General features: G+C 64.2%; 18 protein-coding genes. 6 read left to right on the forward strand and 12 right to left on the reverse strand.

What is annotated here, in order from left to right:
- Positions 1–28 precede the first annotated feature (28 nt).
- From FBY20_RS10950 to FBY20_RS10960, 3 genes are all read right to left on the reverse strand, one after another.
- Entirely contained in the window at positions 29–718 is a 690-nt protein-coding gene (locus FBY20_RS10950; protein ID WP_056327649.1) for an amino acid ABC transporter permease, read from the reverse strand.
- Between the two features lies 1 nt (position 719).
- Complete coding sequence (locus FBY20_RS10955; protein WP_056327648.1) at positions 720–1,484, reverse strand: amino acid ABC transporter permease; 765 nt, start codon at positions 1,482–1,484, stop codon at positions 720–722.
- A gap of 90 nt (positions 1,485–1,574) precedes the next feature.
- Complete coding sequence (locus FBY20_RS10960) at positions 1,575–2,486, reverse strand: amino acid ABC transporter substrate-binding protein (RefSeq protein WP_142052114.1); 912 nt, start codon at positions 2,484–2,486, stop codon at positions 1,575–1,577.
- 171 nt (positions 2,487–2,657) lie between these two features.
- Between FBY20_RS10960 and FBY20_RS10965 the strand changes: the two genes are divergently transcribed.
- Positions 2,658–3,590, forward strand: coding sequence for a LysR substrate-binding domain-containing protein (locus tag FBY20_RS10965; RefSeq protein WP_142052116.1), 933 nt, complete (start codon positions 2,658–2,660; stop codon positions 3,588–3,590).
- Between the two features lie 38 nt (positions 3,591–3,628).
- Here the strand turns inward: FBY20_RS10965 and FBY20_RS10970 are convergent, their stop codons facing one another.
- The 4 genes from FBY20_RS10970 to dnaA all read right to left on the reverse strand — a co-directional run bounded on the left by FBY20_RS10970 (position 3,629) and on the right by dnaA (position 10,798).
- Complete coding sequence (locus FBY20_RS10970; protein ID WP_142052119.1) at positions 3,629–5,557, reverse strand: WG repeat-containing protein; 1,929 nt, start codon at positions 5,555–5,557, stop codon at positions 3,629–3,631.
- A 123-nt stretch (positions 5,558–5,680) separates the two neighbouring features.
- Positions 5,681–8,128 (reverse strand): DNA topoisomerase (ATP-hydrolyzing) subunit B, encoded by a 2,448-nt coding sequence (gene gyrB, locus FBY20_RS10975; RefSeq protein ID WP_142052122.1) that lies wholly within the window; start codon positions 8,126–8,128, stop codon positions 5,681–5,683.
- A 97-nt stretch (positions 8,129–8,225) separates the two neighbouring features.
- Positions 8,226–9,335, reverse strand: coding sequence for a DNA polymerase III subunit beta (gene dnaN, locus FBY20_RS10980; protein WP_056327779.1), 1,110 nt, complete (start codon positions 9,333–9,335; stop codon positions 8,226–8,228).
- 2 nt (positions 9,336–9,337) lie between these two features.
- Complete coding sequence (gene dnaA, locus FBY20_RS10985) at positions 9,338–10,798, reverse strand: chromosomal replication initiator protein DnaA (RefSeq protein WP_056327644.1); 1,461 nt, start codon at positions 10,796–10,798, stop codon at positions 9,338–9,340.
- Positions 10,799–11,188: 390 nt separating this feature from the next.
- Here dnaA and rpmH point away from each other — a divergent pair, with 390 nt between their 5' ends.
- From rpmH to FBY20_RS11010, 5 genes are all read left to right on the forward strand, one after another.
- Entirely contained in the window at positions 11,189–11,323 is a 135-nt protein-coding gene (gene rpmH, locus FBY20_RS10990; protein ID WP_006228069.1) for a 50S ribosomal protein L34, read from the forward strand.
- A 107-nt stretch (positions 11,324–11,430) separates the two neighbouring features.
- On the forward strand, positions 11,431–11,802 hold the full coding sequence (locus tag FBY20_RS10995) for a ribonuclease P protein component (RefSeq protein WP_056327643.1): 372 nt from the start codon (positions 11,431–11,433) through the stop codon (positions 11,800–11,802).
- Positions 11,799–12,071 carry a membrane protein insertion efficiency factor YidD gene (yidD, locus tag FBY20_RS11000; protein WP_056327642.1) on the forward strand — a complete coding sequence of 91 codons (273 nt, stop codon included), beginning with the start codon at positions 11,799–11,801 and terminating at the stop codon, positions 12,069–12,071. Before FBY20_RS10995 ends, yidD begins: the two co-directional genes overlap by 4 nt.
- Positions 12,072–12,119: 48 nt before the next feature.
- Positions 12,120–13,796 carry a membrane protein insertase YidC gene (gene yidC, locus FBY20_RS11005; protein WP_056327641.1) on the forward strand — a complete coding sequence of 559 codons (1,677 nt, stop codon included), beginning with the start codon at positions 12,120–12,122 and terminating at the stop codon, positions 13,794–13,796.
- Positions 13,797–14,079: 283 nt separating this feature from the next.
- Complete coding sequence (locus FBY20_RS11010; RefSeq protein WP_056327640.1) at positions 14,080–15,525, forward strand: catalase; 1,446 nt, start codon at positions 14,080–14,082, stop codon at positions 15,523–15,525.
- Between the two features lie 82 nt (positions 15,526–15,607).
- Here FBY20_RS11010 and FBY20_RS11015 read toward each other — a convergent pair whose 3' ends face one another.
- The 5 genes from FBY20_RS11015 to FBY20_RS11035 all read right to left on the reverse strand — a co-directional run bounded on the left by FBY20_RS11015 (position 15,608) and on the right by FBY20_RS11035 (position 20,703).
- Positions 15,608–16,486: an ABC transporter permease gene (locus FBY20_RS11015; protein ID WP_142052125.1), complete on the reverse strand. Its 879-nt coding sequence runs from the start codon at positions 16,484–16,486 to the stop codon at positions 15,608–15,610.
- Between the two features lie 11 nt (positions 16,487–16,497).
- On the reverse strand, positions 16,498–17,328 hold the full coding sequence (locus FBY20_RS11020) for an ABC transporter ATP-binding protein (RefSeq protein ID WP_142052128.1): 831 nt from the start codon (positions 17,326–17,328) through the stop codon (positions 16,498–16,500).
- A 1-nt stretch (position 17,329) separates the two neighbouring features.
- Positions 17,330–18,373 carry an ABC transporter substrate-binding protein gene (locus FBY20_RS11025; protein ID WP_142052131.1) on the reverse strand — a complete coding sequence of 348 codons (1,044 nt, stop codon included), beginning with the start codon at positions 18,371–18,373 and terminating at the stop codon, positions 17,330–17,332.
- Between the two features lie 43 nt (positions 18,374–18,416).
- Positions 18,417–19,325, reverse strand: a complete 909-nt coding sequence (locus tag FBY20_RS11030; protein ID WP_056327636.1) for a TauD/TfdA family dioxygenase — start codon at positions 19,323–19,325, stop codon at positions 18,417–18,419.
- Between the two features lie 178 nt (positions 19,326–19,503).
- Entirely contained in the window at positions 19,504–20,703 is a 1,200-nt protein-coding gene (locus tag FBY20_RS11035) for a M20 aminoacylase family protein (RefSeq protein WP_056327635.1), read from the reverse strand.
- Positions 20,704–20,769: the final 66 nt, after the last annotated feature.

The raw sequence follows: 20,769 nt of genomic DNA on the forward strand, positions 1-20,769 counted from the left end.
CGTTGAACCTGTGGATAACCTGGACGGCTCAGCGCAGCACGCGCGTGCGCTTTTCCAGATGCTTGACCAGACGCGATGCCGTGAAGCAAATCACGAAATACACCACCGCCACGAAGAGATAGAGTTCGACCAGCCGTCCGTCGCGCTGGCCGATCTTGGACGCCGCGCCCAGGAAGTCGGTCAGCGACAGCACGTAGACCAGCGAGGTGTCCTGAAACAGGATGATGACGCGCGTGAGCAGCGCCGGCACCATATTGCGCAGCGCCTGCGGCAGCACCACATACCGCATGCCTTGCCAATGGTTCAGGCCCAGCGCCATGCTGGCCGACACCTGGCCGCGTGCAATGGACTGGATGCCGGCGCGCATGATCTCGCAGAAGTACGCGGCCTCGAACAGCGTGAACGTGATCACCGCCGAATTGAACGCCCCCACGCGCAGCGGCGTGGGCGATCCCACGACCCATGCCGCGATGTACGGCATCAGGAAGTAGAACCAGAAGATCACCAAGAGAAGCGGGATCGAGCGCATCACGTTCACGTAGATGCCCGCCGGCACCGACAGGATCTTGTAGCGCGACAGCCGCATCATCGCCAGAAGCGTGCCCAACGCCAGCCCCATCACCGCCGCCAGCACGGTCAGGGTCAGCGTGAACGTCATGCCAGTCTGGAACAGGTACGGCAGCGCGCCCCAGATCACATCGAAATCGAATTTGCCCATGCTAGCGCCCCAATCCCGCAGGCGACTTTGCCGCCGTGCCGATCAGGCCGGGCACCGCCACGCGGCGCTCGAGCGTGCGCATCCCCAGCACGACGATGCCGTTCAGAATCAGGTAGATCACCGTCGCGGCCGAAAACGCCTCGAAGATATGAAAGCTGAACTCCGCCATCGAGCGCGCCTGTCCGGTGAGCTCCAGCAGGCCGATGGTCAGCGCCACCGACGAATACTTGATCGTGCCCATGAACTCCGAGGTCAGCGGCGGCAGCACGATGCGATAGGCCTCGGGCAGGATGATGTGGCGATAGACCTGCGCCTCGGTCAGGCCCAGGGCGGTCCCCGCCTGAAACTGGCCGCGCGGCAGCGACTGGATGCCGGCACGCAATTGCTCGGCCACGCGCGCCGATCCGTAAAAACCCAGGCACAGCACCGCGGGCACGAACTGCCCCCAGGGCTGCGGCATCTGCTTCATCGCCAGGCCCCAGGCATGCGGCAGCAATTCGGGCAGCACGAAATACCACAGGAACATCTGCACCAGCAGCGGGACGTTGCGAAACAGTTCCACGTAGGTGGCGCCGATGGCATTCATCAGGCGCGACTGCACCGTGCGCATCACGCCCAGCCAGGATCCCAGCAGCAGCGAAAACACCCACGCCGTCAACGCCAGCGCAAGCGTCCAGCCCACGCCGATCAGGATCGTCTCCAGGAAGGTATGCACGCCGTCCGGCGACATCTCCAGGAAGACGCTCCAACTCCAGTTGTAATTCATGCACTCGCCCTTGATCGCGGCGCCGGTCGTTGCCGGCGTCCTTGCCCCTTCATGCGCCGCGGGCGCGCGCTGCGCCCCGCGGCATGCTGCTTACTCGTAGGCTTTGGGATCGCCGGAGTCGGTGGGGTTGGCCAACGCGCGCTTGAGCGCGTCGCTCATGGGGTACTTCAGGTTGATCTGCTTGGGCGGGATCGGCGAATTGAAGTACTTGTCGTACAGCGCGGCGACCTTTCCGGTCTTCATGAGATCGATCACGGCGTCGTCGACGACCTTCTTGAACTTCGGATCGTCCTTGGGCTGCATGATGCCGTAGGGCGCCATTTCCAGGCCCTTCTTGCCAATCACGAACGCATCCGGGTTCTTGGACGACGCGACCGCGCCGTAGGCGATGCCGTCGTCGTTGGCCGAACCGGCCGCGCGACCCGATTCCACCATCAGGATGGTTTCGGCGGTGTCCTTGGTGGGCGCCATCGAAATGCCCAGGTTGCCCTGCGCATTCAGTTGCGAGATCAGCTTGAACGTCTGGCCGCCGGCCTGCGCCGCGATGGTCTTGCCGCGGAACGAGGACAGGTCATTGGGGTCCACGCCGCCGTCCTTGCGTGCCACCAGCACCACTTGCGCCACGAAGGTCGTGGGCGCGAACGACACCAGCTTGTGGCGCGCTTCGTTGTTGGTGGTGTTGCCGCATTCCAGATCGATCGTGCCGTTGGCCAGCAGCGGGATGCGCGTGGCCGACGTCGTCGGGTTGTAGCGCACTTCCAGCTTGGGCAGCTTCAGCGCCGCTTGCACGTACTTGGCAACTTCCTCGCAGATCTCGACCGTGTAGCCAATGGGCTTCTGATTGCCGTCCAGGTACGCGAACGGCACCGACGTCTCGGGGTGGCCGAGCGTGATGACGCCGGTTTCCCGGATCTTGTCCAGACGGCTGGGACCTTCGGCATGTGCCGTCGCGGCGCTGCCCAGAAGGGTGGCGGCGACGGAGATCGCGGCAAGTGCTTTCATCTGATTCCCTTGGCGCCGTGCGTGCGGCGCGTGTTTATGTTCACGATCGGCGGATCCAGGCTTGCTGGTGACCGCCGCGTCCCGCGATGAGCCCCGCGGCTGGCAAAAAGTATCAACTAGCAGTATGGTTTTATCCAGTTCCAATCAAGTATTCCTCTATACGGATTTGACATGGCTATTCCCCGGATGGGCTTGCGACACATCGAGGCGTTCCGCGCCGTCATGATGACCGGTTCCATGACGGCAGCAGCTCGTCGAGTGCATACCTCGCAGCCGCACGTTAGCCGCTTAATTGCGCAATTGGAAGCCATCACCCAGTTTCCCCTTTTCGACCGCAACGGCAGCCGGCTCAGTCCAACCCAGGACGGGTCGCGCTTCTTTCAGGAGGTGGAAAAGACCTTCATCGGCCTGGCCGGCCTGGAGTCGGCGGCGGCCAGCATCCGCTCGTTCAGCGCCAGCCGCCTGAGCGTGGCCGCCATGCCGCGCCTGGCGGGCGGCCTCTTGGCACGCATCGTGGCCGCCTTCAAGACCGAGTACCCGGAGGTCATGGTGGCGATCCACTCGGGGAACGCCAGCACGGTCCACAACTGGATCAGTTCGGGCTTCTGCGACACCGGCCTGGCCATGCTGTCGGGTGAAACCCCCGGCATCCAGGTCGAACCCGTCCTCACGATGAGCTGCGTGGCCGTGCTGCCGCGCGGACACCGCCTGACCAAACTGAAAAAGCTCAAGCCCGCCGACTTCGCGGGCGAGCCCTTCATCGCCTTTCCCAGCGGCACGCCGCTGCGCGAAAAGATCGACGCCGTCTTCAAATCCGCCAAGGTCGAGCGCCACACGGTGGCCGAGGCCGGACTGGGTTCGTCGGTCTGCGCGCTGGTGGGCGCGGGCCTGGGCGTGGCGCTGATCAACCCGCTGGCCGCACGCGAGGAATACGAAGCCAACGGCGTGGAAGTCCGGCCCTTCAGTCCGGCGGTGCCGGTCACAGTGGCGCTGCTGTATCCGCCGTATCACACGCGCACCCGTCTGGTCACGGTGTTCTCGCGCTACGCGCACCAGCTCATGCAGGAAGAGATGGGGGATCTGAAGGCGCGACCGCCGCGGTAGCTGTACGCGGCAGTGATGTACGTGGAGACGGTGTCTGCCTAGGCGGGCGTCACCCGGCCATTACGGTGCAGCATCACAAGCTCACCCGTATCGCCTTGCATGGCCCGCACCGGCTCGCCGTTGTTCCAACGCTCGACAATCGCCGGCGGGCCGTTGTAGACGCCCGCCGCCGTCTGCAGAGATTCCGGCGATCCAATCCAGGCGTAGACTGGTGCATGCAGCCAGTCGCCCCCGGCCCGCGCCACGCCCACGTAGAGGCCGTCCACGTTGTGAGGGCACGGCGCCCCAGCCGCTTGCAGCGCCAGCCACCCATACCCGCCGTCCCACGCCAACCCGAACGTCAGCACATGCCGGCAGGCCAACACCTCGCGGCCCTCGGCCATGTCGTAGACGCCCTCGGCCCATGTCTCGTCGCCATCGTCATCCTGACCCGCATTGGCCAGGATCCGCGCATAGCGCCCCGCCTGGCCTTCAGGTGCGGGCTCCGGGATGCCGGGCAATTCCGATGGCAGCCAGCTCACCTCGCCGAGATCGCTGTAAACGATCGGCACCCGCACGACGCCTTGGCCATCCACCACACCGCGCCGCTCATTCTGCGTCCGCACGCTGATCCGCATCAGGCCGCTTGTCCACAGCTCGGCGGAATCCGCCGCGGTGTCCAGCGGCGCGAGCGCAGCAAAACACGCATCCAGAGCGGGGCGTCCCGACGCGTCGATCAGCCCTTGCATCCCATCGCGCTCGGTAATGAACGCGTGCAGGTCCTCGTCCCAATTAACGTCCTCCCACTCGGGCGCCGCCACCCATCCGCCGCGCCGGTCGACAAGACCCCAGGCCTGCGCCTCGAACGCTGGCGCCAGGCCCCCGGGGCAGAACGACCCCGCATCCTCGAAGCGCGGCGCGATCGCCCAGCCACCCAACTTGTCCACAAAGCCCAGCCGATCTCCCACGCGCGCCACCACCAGGCCTTGCGCGCAGTTCCAGGCCTCGTCCAGCGACGGCGGCAGGATTTCACGGCCATCTGCGGCGATAAGACCGACCTTGTCGTCCACCTGAACGCTGGCCACGTCTTCTTCAAAATCCCACACGGCGTCAAAACGCGGCGCCACCAGCACGCGCGCAACGTTCTGCGTGACCTGCAGCAGCCCGGTGCGGCCCTCGCGGCTTATCCACAGCACGCCCTCATCGGACGCGCCACTGCGCCAGATCGCATCCCACTGCGGCGCCATCACCGGCAGCCAGCAATCGTCTTCGGAGTCGGCATCCGGATCGACCGCCCGCAGCCCCCACAACTTGTCCACACGGTAGCGGTACAACCCGCCGCCTAGCCAGGCGTCGTCGTCGTCATCGGCGCCGCCGTCCGCCACGTACTCCTCAAAGCCGACCTCACGGACCGGCTCCTGTTCGTGGAAATAGGAATGTGACAGCCCGCCAAATCCGAAGCGCCAGGCCCACCCGGACGCGTCATTGGCATCCTGCAGGTCAAGCAGCTGGCAAACGGCGGCCGAATCACCAGCCACCATGCCTTGCTGCAACGCGCGCCAGCGCTCGTTGCTCACGATGCGCACGTGCCGCGCGTAGGCCTGCCCATCCCCTTCGTGCAACCACGACAATTCACGCAGGTTCGCGCTTATCCACAAGTCGCCTTCTTCGCATTCATCGATCAGCGCGTCCAGGTAAAGCACGGCGGCATCGAATTGCCGCACATGCGTCGCACCCTCGCGTTCCGCATGCAGCCGCATGAACGCCGCCAGTTCAGCAAGGCGCGCATGCGCGCCTCGCGCATCTGCCCGGACAGTCGCCGCCTCGCCCACATACAGGATGTCCTGAAATTCGGGCAACGCGTCGGACTCGCCCTGCGCCAGCAGCACGTGCCACAACGTGGGCAGATTGCCATTCGCGCTGGCGATCTCAGCGGGCGGCGCGCTCTCGTGATCCGAGCACAGATACAACCAGGCCCGATTTCCCATCTTCTCTTCCTTTGTTTGCGGATGCGCCCCGGGACACCCCTTGCGGCACCCGGCGCGCCGGGCCACAAAACCAAAGGCCAGCCCTTGCGGGGCTGGCCTTCGGTGACCCAAGCAGGCGTGCGATCAGGCGTCGATGTTGCCCGCCGACAGCGCGTGCGTTTCGATGAAGTTGCGGCGCGGTTCGACGTCGTCGCCCATCAGCGTGGTGAAGACTTCGTCGGCCGCGATGGCGTCCTCGATCTGCACGCGCAGCAAGCGGCGCACCTTCGGGTCCATCGTGGTTTCCCACAGCTGCTCGGGGTTCATTTCACCCAGACCCTTGTAGCGCTGCTTGGAGATGCTGCGGTCGGCTTCGCTGCGCAGCCATTGCATGGCCTCGCGGAAGTCGGACACCGGCTGCTCCTTGCGCTTGTCGCCTTCGCCGCGAGCGGCCAGCGAGCGCGGACCGACCTTGCCCAGGAAGCTCTTGGCGGCCTTGGACAGGATGGCGTAATCCGAGCCATTGATGAAGTCGGCATCGATGATGCTGACGCGCACGTTGCCGTGGTGCATGCGCTGCACGGACAGGCGATGACGCTCGGTGGCCTCGTCGAACTGCGGCACGACCTCGACGCCGTTGCCGTTGATGGGATCGCGCATGGCGTCGGCCAGCCGCTTGGCGGAGTCGGCGGTGGATTCGGCCGTGTCCAGGTTGATCTCCACACCTTCGGCCATGGCCGACAGCGCGCCCACGTCGAAGACGCGCGACAGACGGGCGATGACGCCGTCGGCCGCCACGTACTGGCGGGCCAGGTCGTTCAGCTCTTCGCCGCGGATGATGTTGCCGCCCGAGATGATCTCGGCGTCCTTCAGGGCGAGCGTCAGCATGAACTGCGCTTCTTCCTGGTCATCCTTCAGATAGCGCTCTTCGCGGCCAACCTTGACCTTGTAGAGCGGCGGCTGGGCGATGTACACGTAGCCGCGCTGCACCAGCTCGGGCATCTGGCGGTACAGCAGCGTGAGCAGCAGGGTGCGGATGTGCGCGCCGTCCACGTCCGCGTCGGTCATGATGATGAGGCGGTGGTAGCGCAGCTTGTCCACGTTGAAGTCCGGGCCGATGCTGGTGCCCAGCGCCGTGATCAGCGTGGCGATCTGTTCGCTGGCGATCAGGCGGTCAAAGCGCGCCTTCTCGACGTTCAGCACCTTGCCGCGCAGCGGCAGGATGGCCTGGAACTTGCGGTCGCGGCCTTGCTTGGCCGAGCCGCCTGCGGAGTCACCCTCGACGATGTACAGCTCGCACAGCGCGGGGTCCTTTTCCTGGCAGTCGGCCAGCTTGCCGGGCAGGCCGGCGCCTTCCAGCACGCTCTTGCGGCGCGTCATCTCGCGCGCCTTGCGCGCGGCTTCGCGGGCACGGGCGGCCTCGACGATCTTGTTGCACAGGGCCTTGGCGTCGTTCGGATGTTCGAGCAGCCAGGTTTCCAGCGTGCGGGCCACGGCTTCTTCAACGGCCGGACGCACTTCGCTGGACACCAGCTTGTCCTTGGTCTGGCTGCTGAACTTGGGCTCGGGCACCTTCACCGACAACACGCAGGCCAGGCCTTCGCGCATGTCATCGCCGGACGTCTCGACCTTGGCCTTCTTGGCCAGTTCGTTGTCGGTGATGTACTTGTTGATGATGCGCGTCATCGCGGCGCGCAGGCCGGTCAGGTGCGAACCGCCGTCGCGCTGCGGGATGTTGTTCGTGAAGCACAGCACGCTTTCGCTGTAGCTGTCGTTCCACTGCATCGCCACTTCCACGCCCACGGACACGCCGCCGGCCGCGGACTCGGTGCTGACCGAAAACACGTTCGGATGCAGCACGGTCTTGGCGCGGTTGATGTATTCGACGAACCCCTTCACGCCGCCCGAAAAGGCAAAGTTCTCTTCCTTGCCCTGGCGCTGGTCGATCAGGCGGATCTTGACGCCGTTGTTCAGGAACGAGAGCTCGCGCAGGCGCTTGGAGAGGATCTCGTAGTGGTATTCGATGTTGTTGAAGATGATCGGATCGGCCAAGAAGCGCACTTCGGTGCCGCGCTTGTCGGTCGTGCCGGTCACGGCCAGGGGCGCCACGCGCTCGCCCTGGCGGAATTCCATCTGGTGCACCTGGCCATTGCGGCGGATGGTGAGGCGCAGCCATTCGGACAGTGCGTTCACGCAGGACACGCCCACGCCGTGCAGGCCGCCGGACACCTTGTACGAGTTCTGGTCGAACTTGCCGCCGGCGTGCAGTTCGGTCATGACGATTTCGGCCGCGCTGCGGTGGAATTCGTCGTCCTTGTGGATATCGGTCGGGATGCCGCGGCCGTTGTCCGTGACGGAAATGGAATTGTCGGTGTGGATCGTGACGACGATATCGTCGCAATAGCCGGCCAGGGCTTCGTCGATGGCGTTATCGACGACCTCAAACACCATGTGGTGCAGGCCCGTGCCGTCGGACGTGTCGCCGATGTACATGCCGGGGCGCTTGCGCACGGCCTCCAGCCCCTTGAGCATCTTGATCGAGTCAGCGCCGTAGCCGCTGGTCTCGGGAGTGGTGTTCTGCTGATCTGACATGTCTGTATCGATAACGCTTTAAAGAACGGCCTGGCGGCCGGACCGCCCGCGGACCAACCGGTCCGCAAGCGGCACAAACCCACGGGGGGAGTGCGGATCAGATCCGCATGGGCATGACGACGTACTTGAACTGGTCGTCTTCGGGCAGGGTGATGAGCGCCGACGCGTTGGCATCGGGCATGACCGACCACTGGATGTTGTCGACCTTCACGTTGGACAACACGTCGAGCAGGTAGCCGACGTTAAAGCCCACGTCCAGCGCCTCATGGCTGTAGTCGATGTCGATTTCTTCCTGCGCCTCTTCCTGCTCGGCGTTCGAGGACGAGATCTTCATCTGGTTCTGCGCCAGTTGCAGGCGCACGCCCTTGAACTTGTCCGTGGTCAGGATGGCGGCGCGCTGCAGGCTGCCCTGAAGCGCTTCGCGGCCAACGAGGAAATGGCGCGTGTAGTTCGTGGGAATCACGCGCGTGAAATCGGGGAACTTGCCTTCGACCAGCTTGGAGACCAGCTCGACGTCGCCAAAACGGAAACGGATCTGGCCCGGCGCCACGTCGATGGAGACGGTCTCGTCGGAGTCTTCCAGCAAACGCTGCATTTCCAGCACGGTCTTGCGCGGCACGATGACTTCGTGGCGCTCGGCGATGCCGTCGGCTTCGGTCGAGCAGTGCGCCAGGCGGTGGCCGTCGGTGGCCACGGCGCGCACACGGCCCGGTTCAAACACCAGCAGCATGCCATTCAGGTAGTAGCGGATGTCCTGCTGGGCCATGGCGAAATGCACCATGTTGAACAGGTGGCGCAGGGTGCGCTGCGGCATGGTCAGCGACACGTCCCACTGCTCGGGCTGAGCGACGGTGGGGAATTCGCTGGCGGCCAGCGTCTGCAGCGCAAAGCGGCTCTTGGCGGACTGCACCGACAACTTGTTGCTGGCCAGGGCCAGGCGCACGTCGCCGGTATCGGGCAGGGCTTTCAGGATGTCCAGCAGCTTGCGCGCGGCCACCGTGGTGGACTCGTTGTCCTGGCCGACACCAAAGTCGGCGTGCGTGGTGATCTGCACTTCCAGGTCGGTCGCAATGAAGGCAACCTTGTTGCCTTCCTTGCGCATCAGGATGTTCGCAAGAATGGGCAGGGTATGGCGTCTTTCGACGATGCCCGCCACAGTCGACAGCGGTTTCAGCAATGCATCGCGTGTGGTTTGTACGAGTTGCATGTTCATCCTTTTAGAGTTTGTTCCAACACGTGCAGGGTATGGTTGAGCTCCGCTTGCTTGGCGCGGGCATCGGAAATCTTGCGAACGGCGTGCAGCACCGTGGTGTGATCACGGCCGCCGAATAAATCGCCGATTTCCGGCAGGCTTTTCTGGGTCAGCTCCTTGGCCAGGTACATCGCGACCTGGCGCGGCAAGGCGATATTGGCCGGCCGGCGTTTCGAGTACATGTCGGCGACCTTGATCTTGTAGAAGTCCGCCACCGTCTTCTGGATGTTTTCGACGGTGATCTGGCCGTTGGACACCGACAGCAGGTCCTTCAGCGCTTCCTTGCAGACATCGACCGTCAGCACGTCGCGGCCGTGGAAACGCGCATAGGCAAGCACCTTGCGCAGCGCGCCTTCCAGCTCGCGCACGTTGCTGCGCAGATGCTTGGCGATGAAGAACGCCACTTCCTCGGGCATGGGCACGCCTTCGGACTCGGCCTTGCGCAGCAGGATCGCCACGCGCATCTCCAGTTCCGGCGGCTCGATGGCCACCGTCAGGCCCGAGTCAAAGCGCGAGATCAGGCGGCTGTCGATGCCCGACAGTTCCTTCGGATACGTATCGCTGGTGATGATGATCTGCTTGCGCTGCGCAACCATCGCCTCGAACGCGTAGAAGAATTCTTCCTGCGTGCGGTTCTTGCCGGAGAAGAACTGGATATCGTCGATCAGCAGCAGATCGAGCGAATGGTAGTAACGCTTGAAGTCGTCGAACGCCTTGCGCTGGTAGGCCTTCACCACGTCGGACACATACTGGTCCGCATGCACGTAGCGCACGCGCACCCCGGTGCCTGCCGCGACCATGGCGTTGCCGATGGCGTGGATCAGGTGGGTCTTGCCCAGGCCGACGCCCCCATACAGGAACAGCGGGTTGTACGAGGTGCCCGGGTTTTCGGCGACCTGCAGCGCGGCGGCGCGCGCGAGCTGGTTGGCCTTACCGGTCACGAAGTTCTCGAACGTGAGGTCGGTGTTCAGGCGCGAACGCTCGTACACGATGTTGGCGGCGTCCGCGTTCACGGCCTGCGCAGCGGCGGTCGTGGCGGGCGCCGGCGGCGCGGTCGTAACGGTGACGGTCACTGGCGGCGCGGCGCCGGCAGGGGGAGCAGCGGACAGGTGCGGTTGCTGGGCGGGCTGCTGGGCGCGCACGGGCGCGACCGGCATGCGCGGCGCGGCGCCGTGCGAAGGCAGCTCGAACAGAACCTGCACCGGACGCTTGAACCACTCCGCGGCCAACGCTTCGATCTGGTGGGAAAAGTTCTTGCGCACCCAATCCAGCTTGAAGCGGTTGGGCGCGGCAACGCGCAGCACCGCCTGCGTTTCGTCGTACGCAAGCGGGACCAGCGGTCGTATCCACGCGCTGATTTGTTGGGGGGGGAGTTCCTGCTCAAGACGACTGACGCAGGTCTGCCAGAATTCTTTCATGTCGCTCTTATTCAAACCTCGATTCTACCTTGCCTGGGCTGGGGTTATCCACAGGGAGGGCCATAAGCGTCTACATGGCGCCCCCTTAACTGTTTGACAAGACAGGGAAAACTTGCTGAAATGGTGGGCTTTTCCGAATTCTGTCTGTCAGAAGGTTTCGCAGAAAGCTGGCCGGACACGCTCCTACAAGAGCAATTTGTCCGGTTTTTAGCTTTGCTGAATAGGTCGCCCGAGATGAAATTCTCGGTACAGAGCCCCGTCTTAGAGTCGTTTTTCGCACCGGTTGCGAAACCCGTTGCAAAAATGCTCCTAGATACCCGCTTCTGCTTAGCGCGACGTGGAACCCTCCGGGCAGGTCCCTTCTGACTTTGTTCTTTTTGTGGATCGTCCATGAAACGCACCTACCAACCTTCCGTTACCCGCCGCAAGCGCACCCATGGCTTTCGCGTGCGCATGAAAACCCGCGCTGGCCGCGCGATCCTGAGCGCCCGTCGCGCCAAGGGCCGCAAGCGTCTGGCCGTCTAAGTCCAGTTTTCCGGTTTTCCGGAATCTGACTTTCGCACGGACCGACCATATTGCAAGACCTCTCGCAATCCTGTCCCGGTTCCGCGCAACCGCCTGACCCGCAGTCCATGCCGCGCTCCACGCTTCCTCCGGAGGCGCGGCTGCATCGCCCCTCCGAGTTTGCCGCCGCCCTCAAAGGCCGGCGTCTTGCCCGAGGGGCATTCTTCATTGTGAGCGCGGCTCCCAATGATCTGCCTCCCGGCCAGGACGCCTGTGCTCGCCTGGGGCTCGTCATCGCCAAGCGGTTTGCCGCCCACGCCACCACGCGCAACGCCTTGAAGCGGGTCATCCGCGAAGCGTTCCGCCATCGGCGCCTGGCGCTGCCGGCGAAAGATTACGTCGTGCGCCTGCACAGCAAGGTCGCTCCCGCCACGCTCACGGCGCTGAAACGCGCCGCCAGAGCCGAAGTGGACGCTCACTTTGAGCGCATCGCGCGATGATCAAGGCTCTACTCATTGCCCCGATCCGGTTCTACAGGTTTTTCCTGAGTCCCTGGATCGGCAGGCAGTGCCGTTTTACTCCGACCTGCTCGGCGTACGCGATCGAAGCGATCGAGCGCCACGGCGCATGGCGCGGCTTCTGGATGGCGGTCCGGCGCATAGGCCGGTGCCATCCCTGGTCGCCCGGCGGGCTGGATCCGGTTCCGCCGGCCAAGGGAACCAACGACGCCCGGTGCTGCTCCCACAGCCACCGCATCGAGCACGATTGACGCTAAACTGGCGGGCTTTGCTGGCCCGTATTCACTTCAGTAGGCACCATGGATATCCGACGAACCGTCCTCTGGATGATTTTTTCCTTTTCGCTGTTGCTCCTTTGGAACAACTGGCAAATCCATAACGGCAAGCCGTCGCTGTTCGGGGCCCCGCCCGCGGCCAGCACGACCGAGTCTCCGGCTGCCGCCAACAATGCGACGCCGTCCGTGCCCAGCGCGCCGACCGCGACCGCCGCACCGGCCTCCACGGTGCCTGGCGCCGCTACCCCCATCCCCACGCGTTCCGAAGAAGTCGTCATCACCACCGACGTGCTGCGCCTGACCTTCGACACGATGGGCGCCCAGCTGGTGCGCGCCGAGCTGCTGAAGTATCCGGCCACCGGCCAGCCCGACAAGCCCACGGTGCTTCTGGACCGCTCGGCGGGCCTGAACTACGTGGTGCAGACCGGCGTGGTCGGCGCACCCAGCGGCCAGAGCTTCCCCACGCACCAGACGCCGTTCCGCCTGGTCTCGCAAGAACGCGAACTGACCGGCGACAACCTGGTCGTCACGTTCGAAGGCGAATCCGGCGGCGTGAAGGTCACCAAGACGTTCACCCTGCATCGCGGCCGCTACGACATCGACGTGCGCCATGACCTGGCCAACGTCGGCGCCGCCCCCGTCGCCCCGTCCCTGTATCTGCAGATCGAGCGCGACGGCAACGATCCGGCCGATACGTCCAGCTTCTATCACACGTTCACGGGCTTTGCCGTCTACTCGGAACAAGACAAGTTCCAGAAGAGCACGTTCAGCGACATCCAGAAGAAGAAGGCCAGCTACATCAAGCAGGCGGACAACGGCTGGATCGCCGTGGTCCAGCACTACTTCGCCACGGCCTGGGTGCCCCCGCAAGGCAAGCCGCGCACGAACGAACTGCTCGAAGTCCAGCCGAACCTGTACGCCGGCCGCAGCATCGAAGCCGTCGGCGAGATCGCCCCGGGCGCCGCCGCACGTGTCGACTCGCACCTGTGGGTCGGTCCGCAAGACCAGAAGGCCATGGCCGCGCTGGCCCCGGGCCTGGAACTGGTCGTCGACTACGGCTGGCTGACCATCATCGCCAAGCCGCTCTTCACGCTGATGACCTGGCTGCATTCCATCCTGGGCAACTGGGGCTGGACGATCGTCGCGCTGACCGTGCTGATCAAGGCCGTGTTCTACCCCCTGGCTGCCGCCAGCTACCGCTCGATGGCCCGCATGAAGCAGGTGGCTCCGCGCCTGCAGGCCCTGAAGGAAAAGTACGGCGACGACAAGCAGAAGCTCAATGCGGCCATGATGGAGATGTACCGCACCGAGAAGATCAACCCGCTGGGCGGCTGCTTGCCGATGGTGGTTCAGATTCCGGTGTTCATCTCGCTGTACTGGGTGCTGCTGGCCAGCGTGGAAATGCGCGGCGCGCCGTGGATCCTGTGGGTGCACGACCTGTCCGTCCGCGATCCGTTCTTCATTCTGCCCGCCATCATGATGGCGACCATGTTCCTGCAGATCAAACTGAACCCGACGCCGCCGGATCCCATCCAGGCCAAGGTCATGATGATCATGCCGCTGGTGTTCGGCGGGATGATGTTCTTCTTCCCGGCCGGCCTGGTGCTGTACTGGTGCGTCAACAACATCCTGTCGATTGCGCAGCAGTGGTCCATCACCCGCGCCATCCAGAAGAAGTCGGAAGTGGCGGCCAATCGCTGATCGCCCTTCAGAAACAAGAAACCGGCCTTTCGAGGCCGGTTTTTTTTCGCCCGTTGCGATTGAAACGCGGAAGGCTCGTTCAGCACTTTCCATGCCCATGAGGCCTATACATAGGTATTACTTATCGGCAAAGCAGGATCAATCAACTTCACACAGCCCACCGTGACACCTATGATGGCTCTGAATTTGCCCTCCGGCGTTCAGCCCGCCGGAGTTTTTGCTGCAACGCGCGCGGCCCGCAAGGCGGATCCGCGACATCCAGGAATGACTTAGGGAGTGTGCCATGACCGACAAGAAGCCTTTGACCACCGCCTCGGGCGCCCCAGTGCCGGACAACAACAACACCTTGACCGCCGGCCCCCGCGGTCCCGCCCTGCTGGAAGATTTCTGGCTCATTGAAAAACTTGCCCACTTCGACCGCGAACGCATCCCCGAGCGCGTCGTCCATGCCAAGGGCTCCGGCGCCTACGGCACCTTTACCGTCACCCACGACATCAGCCGCTACACCCGCGCCAAGATCTTTTCCCAGGTCGGCAAGCAGACGCCGCTGTTTCTGCGCTTTTCGACGGTCGCCGGCGAACGCGGCGCCGCCGACGCCGAACGCGACGTGCGCGGATTTGCGATCAAGTTCTACACCGAGGAAGGCAACTGGGACCTGGTGGGCAACAACACGCCTGTCTTCTTCATCCGCGACCCCCTGAAGTTCCCCGACTTTATCCACACCCAGAAGCGCGATCCGAAGACCAACCTGCGCAACGCCACGGCCGCCTGGGACTTCTGGTCGCTCAACCCAGAATCACTGCATCAGGTCACCACGCTGATGAGCGATCGCGGCATCCCCGCCAACCTGCGCCAGCAGCACGGATTCGGCTCGCACACGTTCAGCTTCATCAACGCCAACAACGAGCGCTTCTACGTGAAGTTCCATTTCAAGTCGCAGCAGGGCATCGCCTGTCTGACGGACGAGGAAGCCGCGCAGGTCGTCGCCCATGACCGCGAAAGCTCGCAGCGCGACCTGTTCCAGAACATCGAAGAGGGCAACTTCCCGAAGTGGACGCTGAAGGTGCAGATCATGCCCGAGGCCGAAGCGGCGACGTATCACATCAACCCCTTCGACCTGACCAAGGTCTGGCCGCATGGCGACTATCCGCTGATTGAGGTCGGCGTGCTGGAACTGAACCGCAACCCCGAAAACTACTTTGCCGAGGTCGAGCAGGCCGCGTTCACGCCGGCCAACGTGGTGCCGGGCATCGGCTTCTCGCCGGACAAGATGCTGCAGGGCCGCCTGTTCTCGTATGGCGACACGCACCGCTATCGCCTGGGCATCAACCATCACCAGATCCCGGTGAACGCGCCCAAGTGCCCGTTCCACAGCTTCCATCGCGACGGCGCGGGCCGCGTGGACGGCAACGCCGGGGCCACGATCAACTACGAGCCCAACAGCGCGGGCGAGTGGAAGGAAACCCCGTCTGCCGCCGAACCGCCGCTGGCGCTGGACGGCCAGGCCGCGGCCCGCTGGAACCATCGCGTCGACGACGACTACTACTCGCAGCCGGGCGCGTTGTTCCGCCTGATGACGCCGGCGCAGCAGGAACAGCTCTTTGGCAACATCGGCCGCCACATGGCGGGCGTGCCGGAAGTCATCCAACGCCGCCAGCTGGATCACTTCAAGAAGGCCGACCCGGCCTATGCCGAAGGCGTGGCCAAGGCGCTGGGGCTGAAGCTGTAAACGTTACGCGCCAACCATGAAAAAAAGGGGCGGCATCATGGCCGCCCCCTTTTTCATTCTGATCGCTCGATCGCTTCAACAATCACCGCTGCATCCCCCAACGCCGCACCGTCAGCCGTTCCAGCGTGTCGAACGCCAGGTTTTCCACAAGCAGGCCAATCATGACCACCGCGGCCAGGCCTGCGAACACCCGGTCTGTGTATAACTCGTTCCGGTTCTGAAAGATGTACCAGCCCAGTCCGCCCTTGCCGCTGGACGCGCCAAACACCAGTTCGGCGGCGATCAGCGTGCGCCAGGCAAACGCCCAGCCGATCTTCAGTCCGGCCAGAATGGCGGGCAGGGCAGCCGGCACCAGAATCTGCAGCACATAGCGCAACCCGGTCAGCCCGTAATTGCGCCCCGCCATCCGCAGGGTGTCAGACACCCCCAGAAAGCCCGCATACATGTTCAGCGCCAACGCCCATAGCACCGAGTGAATCAGCACGAACACCAGGCTGCCTTCGCCCAGCCCAAACCACAGCAACGCCAGCGGCAGCAGGGCGATCGCCGGCAGGGGATTGAACATCGCCGTCAGCGTGGACAGTAGATCACGCCCGAACCGCGTGGACACCGCCAGCGTCGTCAACACAAAGGCCAGCACGACACCCGCCAGGTAGCCCTGCACCAGCACGCGCATCGACTGACCGGCGCGCGCCAGCAGCTCACCGCTGGTCACGCCCTCGACAAAGGCCTGGGCGGTCTGCCAGGCGCCAGGCAACAGCAGGTCGTTGTCGGTATAGCGCGCCGCCAGTTCCCACACCACCGCCAACAGGGCAAGGATCACGCCCTTGCGCAGGGCGGCGTGCTGCCACAGCCGTTCGTGCCAAGGCAGCGGCGCCTCGGCGGCTTGCGGGGGCAGGGGCGGCAGGTCGTATTCCACCTCGGGGCGGATGAACGCCGATCCGGCATGGCCGATGCTCATACGCGCTCCTTTCATGCCGCCGCACGCTCGGCCTGAGCCAGCGGCGGCGTGTCGAACAACAGGTCGTGAATGCGGCGCGACGCTGCCTGGAAAGCGGCCGACCCCTGGCTGTGCAGGTCAAAGCCGTGCGCATTCAGTTCGGCGCGCACACGGCCCGGATGCGGGGAGAGCAACAGAATGCGGCTGCCCAGCACCAGCGCCTCTTCGATGGAATGGGTGACAAACAGCAGCGTGAATCGCACGTCGTCCCACAGCGCCATCAGTTCCTCCTGCATGCGCCGCCGCGTCAGCGCATCCAGCGCGGCAAACGGCTCATCCATCAGCAGCACGCGCGGCTGCATGGCCAGCGCCCGCGCAATGGCCACGCGCTGCTTCATGCCGCCGGAAAGCGTGTGGGGATACGCATCGGCAAACGCCGCCAGCCCGACCTTGTTCAGGTAGTGCATCGCCCGTTCGTCGGCCTCGCGCCGATTGAGCTTGCGAGACGCCACCAGCGGAAACGCCACGTTCTGGCGCAACGTCTTCCACGGCGGCAGCTGGTCGAATTCCTGGAACACCACGATGCGGTCCGGGCCCGGCCCCTGAATCGTCTTGCCGTCGATCGCGATCCGTCCCTCGGTCGGTTCGATGAATCCCGCGATCGCCTTGAGCAGCGTTGATTTCCCGCAGCCCGACGGCCCCAAGAGGATGAATCGTTCGGCACCATGCACGTCGAAGCTGACCTGATGGGTCGCCTGCACCCGACGTTCACGCGTCTTATATTCGATCGAAACCTTATCCACAGCCAGCAAAGGCTCGGGCCGTTCAACGTTATCCACAGGGGCGGCGCGGCTCACTGCCATGTCAGCTTCCCTGCGCCGTGACAGGATCGTCGAAGAAGTAGTCGCGCCAGCTTGCCGGCGCATTCTTGATCGCGCCGACCTTGTGCATGAACTGCGCCAGCGCAAACGTGTTCTGAGGCGCCAGTTTGAACTGCACGTCGGGGTTCTTGATGACCTTGACGAGGAAGTCGCGATCCTGCTTGGCGCCCGTGACCCGCAGATAGATGTCCGCCGCCTGTTCCGGATGGGCCGCCGCAAAACTGGCCGCCTCTTTCAATGCTTCCTGGAAGGCCTTGTAGGTCTTGGGATTCTCGCGGCGGAATTTCTCGGTGGCAAAGAGCACGGTGGACGAACTGGGCCCGCCCAGCACGTCGTACGAATTGAGCACGATGCGCGCCTTCGGGTTTTCGGCCAGTTCCTGCTCCTGGAAGGGCGGGTTGCCAAAATGGCCCGTGATTTCCGTACCGCCGGCGATGATGGCCGCCGCCGCGTCGGGGTGCGGCAGCGCCACCGAGATCTTGTCCAGCTTGTTGTACTGCGCATCCCCCCACAGCTTGGCCGATGCCAGTTGCAGCACACGCGACTGCACCGACACCCCGACCGCCGGCACGGCGATGCGATCCTTGTCTGTGAAGTCGGCAATCGTCTTCACGTTCGGATTGTTGGTCACCAGGTAGTACGGGAAGTTGCCCAGCGACGCCACGCCCTTCACGTTCTGCTTGCCGTGCGTGCGATCCCAGATCGTCAACAGCGGTCCCACGCCCGCCCCCGCGATATCCACAGCCCCGGACAGCAGCGCATCGTTCACGGCCGAGCCGCCGGACAGCTTGGCCCATTCGACCGAGATATCCACACCTTCGGCCTTGCCATGCTTTTCGATCAGCTGCTGGTCTCGCGCGACATTCAGCAGCAGATACACGATGCCGTATTGCTCGGCAATGCGGATGCGTCCTTCGGCCTGGGCGGGCGTGGGCGAAGCCAGCGCCAGCACGGCCAGCATCAGCGCCAGGCCGGCGCCCGTGGCGGTCTGGACCAGTCGATCCCGTAGCGTGGAGGTCAAACGCATGGCGTTCCTTGTGGATAAGTGGGGTGAGGTCATGAACGCGGCGTCAGAAGGGCGCATCGCCTTCGATCGTCGTGCGGTAGAGCTTGCGGCGCAGGTGATCGGGCGTGCCGCCGGCCAGGTGGATCAGCGACCGGTTGTCCCAGAACACCAGGTCATGCGGCTGCCACTGGTGGCGGTAGATATGTTCTGGCCGCACGCTGTGGATAAACAACTCGTTCAGCAGCGCGCGGCTTTCGTCGTCCGGCAGGCCCTCGATCCGGGTGGTGAAGCCTTCGCTCACAAACAGCGCGCGCCGGCCGTTCTCGGGGTGCGTGCGGACCACCGGATGCACCACCTCCTGCACCTGCGCAATCTGCGCTGCACTCAGATTCGGCCGCCAGTTGCCTTCCTTCTGCAGTTGGCCGTATTGCGCCAGATAGGAATGCACGCCGCGCTTGCCGTCGATGGCGTTCTTGAGCGCCTGCGGCAGCGTGTCGTAGGCCAGGTGCATGTTCGCGAACAAGGTGTCTCCGCCTTCGGCAGGCAGTTCCTGCGCGTGCAGCAGCGAACCCAGGCTGGGCAGTTCCTTGTACGAGATATCCGAATGCCAGTATTTGCCCGCGTCGCCCAGACCGATGGGCTTGCCGTCTTCCACAATGTTCGAGACCGTCAGGATCTCCGGATGGCCGGGCAGATGGAATTGGTGCAGCACATGGATCATCAGGCGGCCGAAGCGGCGGCTGAAATCGATGTGCTGCTGCGGCGTGATGCGCTGGTCGCGAAACACCAGCAGGTGATGGTCCAGGTGCGCCTTGTGCACGCGGGCAAAATCCGCAGGCGCCAGTTCACGCGACAGGTCCAGGCCGATGACCTCCGCGCCCAGCGGACCGGGCAGGGGGCGCACGTCAAACGTTTGCGTGTCAGGTTGGGAGGCGGCGTGCGCTTCGCGCCGCAAGGCATTGCTCTGGGACATCGGTCGCTCCGGTTCGCCTTATCGGCATGGCAGGAACGACCGATTATGAAAACGCCGCCATCCATCTCAAACGAAGTTATCGGCGTTTGATCAAAGCTTTACGTCATATAGCAAAAAGCCGCGGGGGCGCCCCGCGGCTTCATGGCCAACCGCATATAAACAAATAGCGGATCGGTCGTTACCGGGCCGGCAAGAACGCTTCGACCAGCTTCACCCAGTACGTCGCGCCCACCGGCAGCAACGCGTCGTTGAAGTCGTAGTTGGGATTGTGCAGCTGGCACGGACCCATGCCGTGATAGGTTTCCATGCGGTGGTCGCCGTCGCCATTGCCCAGGAACAGATACGAGCCCGGCACGGATTCCAGGAAGAACGAAAAGTCTTCCGCCCCCATGAACGGCGGCATGTCGCGCAGTACGTTCTCCGCGCCAAAGGCGTCTTCGGCGACCTTCGCCGCAAAGGCGGTTTCCTTTTCCCAGTTCACCAGCGGCGGATACGCACGCACGAAATCCAGCTCGCCCGTGCCGCCATACACCTGCGGCAAGGTGGTCGCGATGCGCCGCATGTCGGCTTCGATCTTGTCCAGCGTGTCCACCGAATACGTGCGCACCGTGCCGCGCAGCACGGCTTCGCCGGGAATCACGTTGTAGGCATCGCCTGCGTGGATCTGCGTGATCGACAGCACCGCCTGCTCCAGCGGATTCTTGCTGCGCGAAATGACCGTCTGCAGCGCATGCACCATGTCGGCGGCCACGATGATGGGGTCGACCGACGAATGCGGCTGCGCGGCGTGGCCGCCAACACCCTTGATGACGATGTCCCAGCGGTTGCTCGACGCCATCGTGGGGCCGGACCGGAACCCGAACTGATTCACCGGCATGCCGGGCATGTTGTGAATGCCGAAGACCGCATCGCAGGGAAACTTGTCGAACAGCCCGTCCTGCATCATGGCGCGCGCGCCGGCGTTGCCGCCTTCCTCGGCCGGCTGGAAGATGAACACCACGGTGCCGTCAAAATTGCGATGCGTCGACAGATACTGCGCGGCGCCCAGCAGCATCGTCGTGTGCCCATCGTGGCCGCAGCCATGCATGCGCCCGCTGATCGTGGACTTGTGGGCAAACCGGTTGTGCTCGGGCATCGGCAGCGCATCCATGTCGGCGCGCAGGCCGATGGTCTTGCCGCCGCTGCCGGCGCGCAGAATGCCCACCACCCCGGTTTTCCCCAGCCCCGTGTGGACTTCCAGTCCCCAGCCGCGCAGGCGCTCGGCCACCAGGTTGGAAGTGCGCGTTTCCTGAAACGCCAGTTCGGGATGGGCATGGATATCGCGCCGCAGCGCAGTCAGGTCCCCGTGTACGCGTTCGATTTCGGCAATGGTTTTCATGGCTGTGGATAAGCTGTCTGGGTGGATGAATGGCGCAGGCGCAAAAGGCCAGCTGGTGCGGGAATT

Source organism: Achromobacter sp. SLBN-14, assembly GCF_006715415.1.
GTDB lineage: Bacteria > Pseudomonadota > Gammaproteobacteria > Burkholderiales > Burkholderiaceae_B > Achromobacter > Achromobacter mucicolens.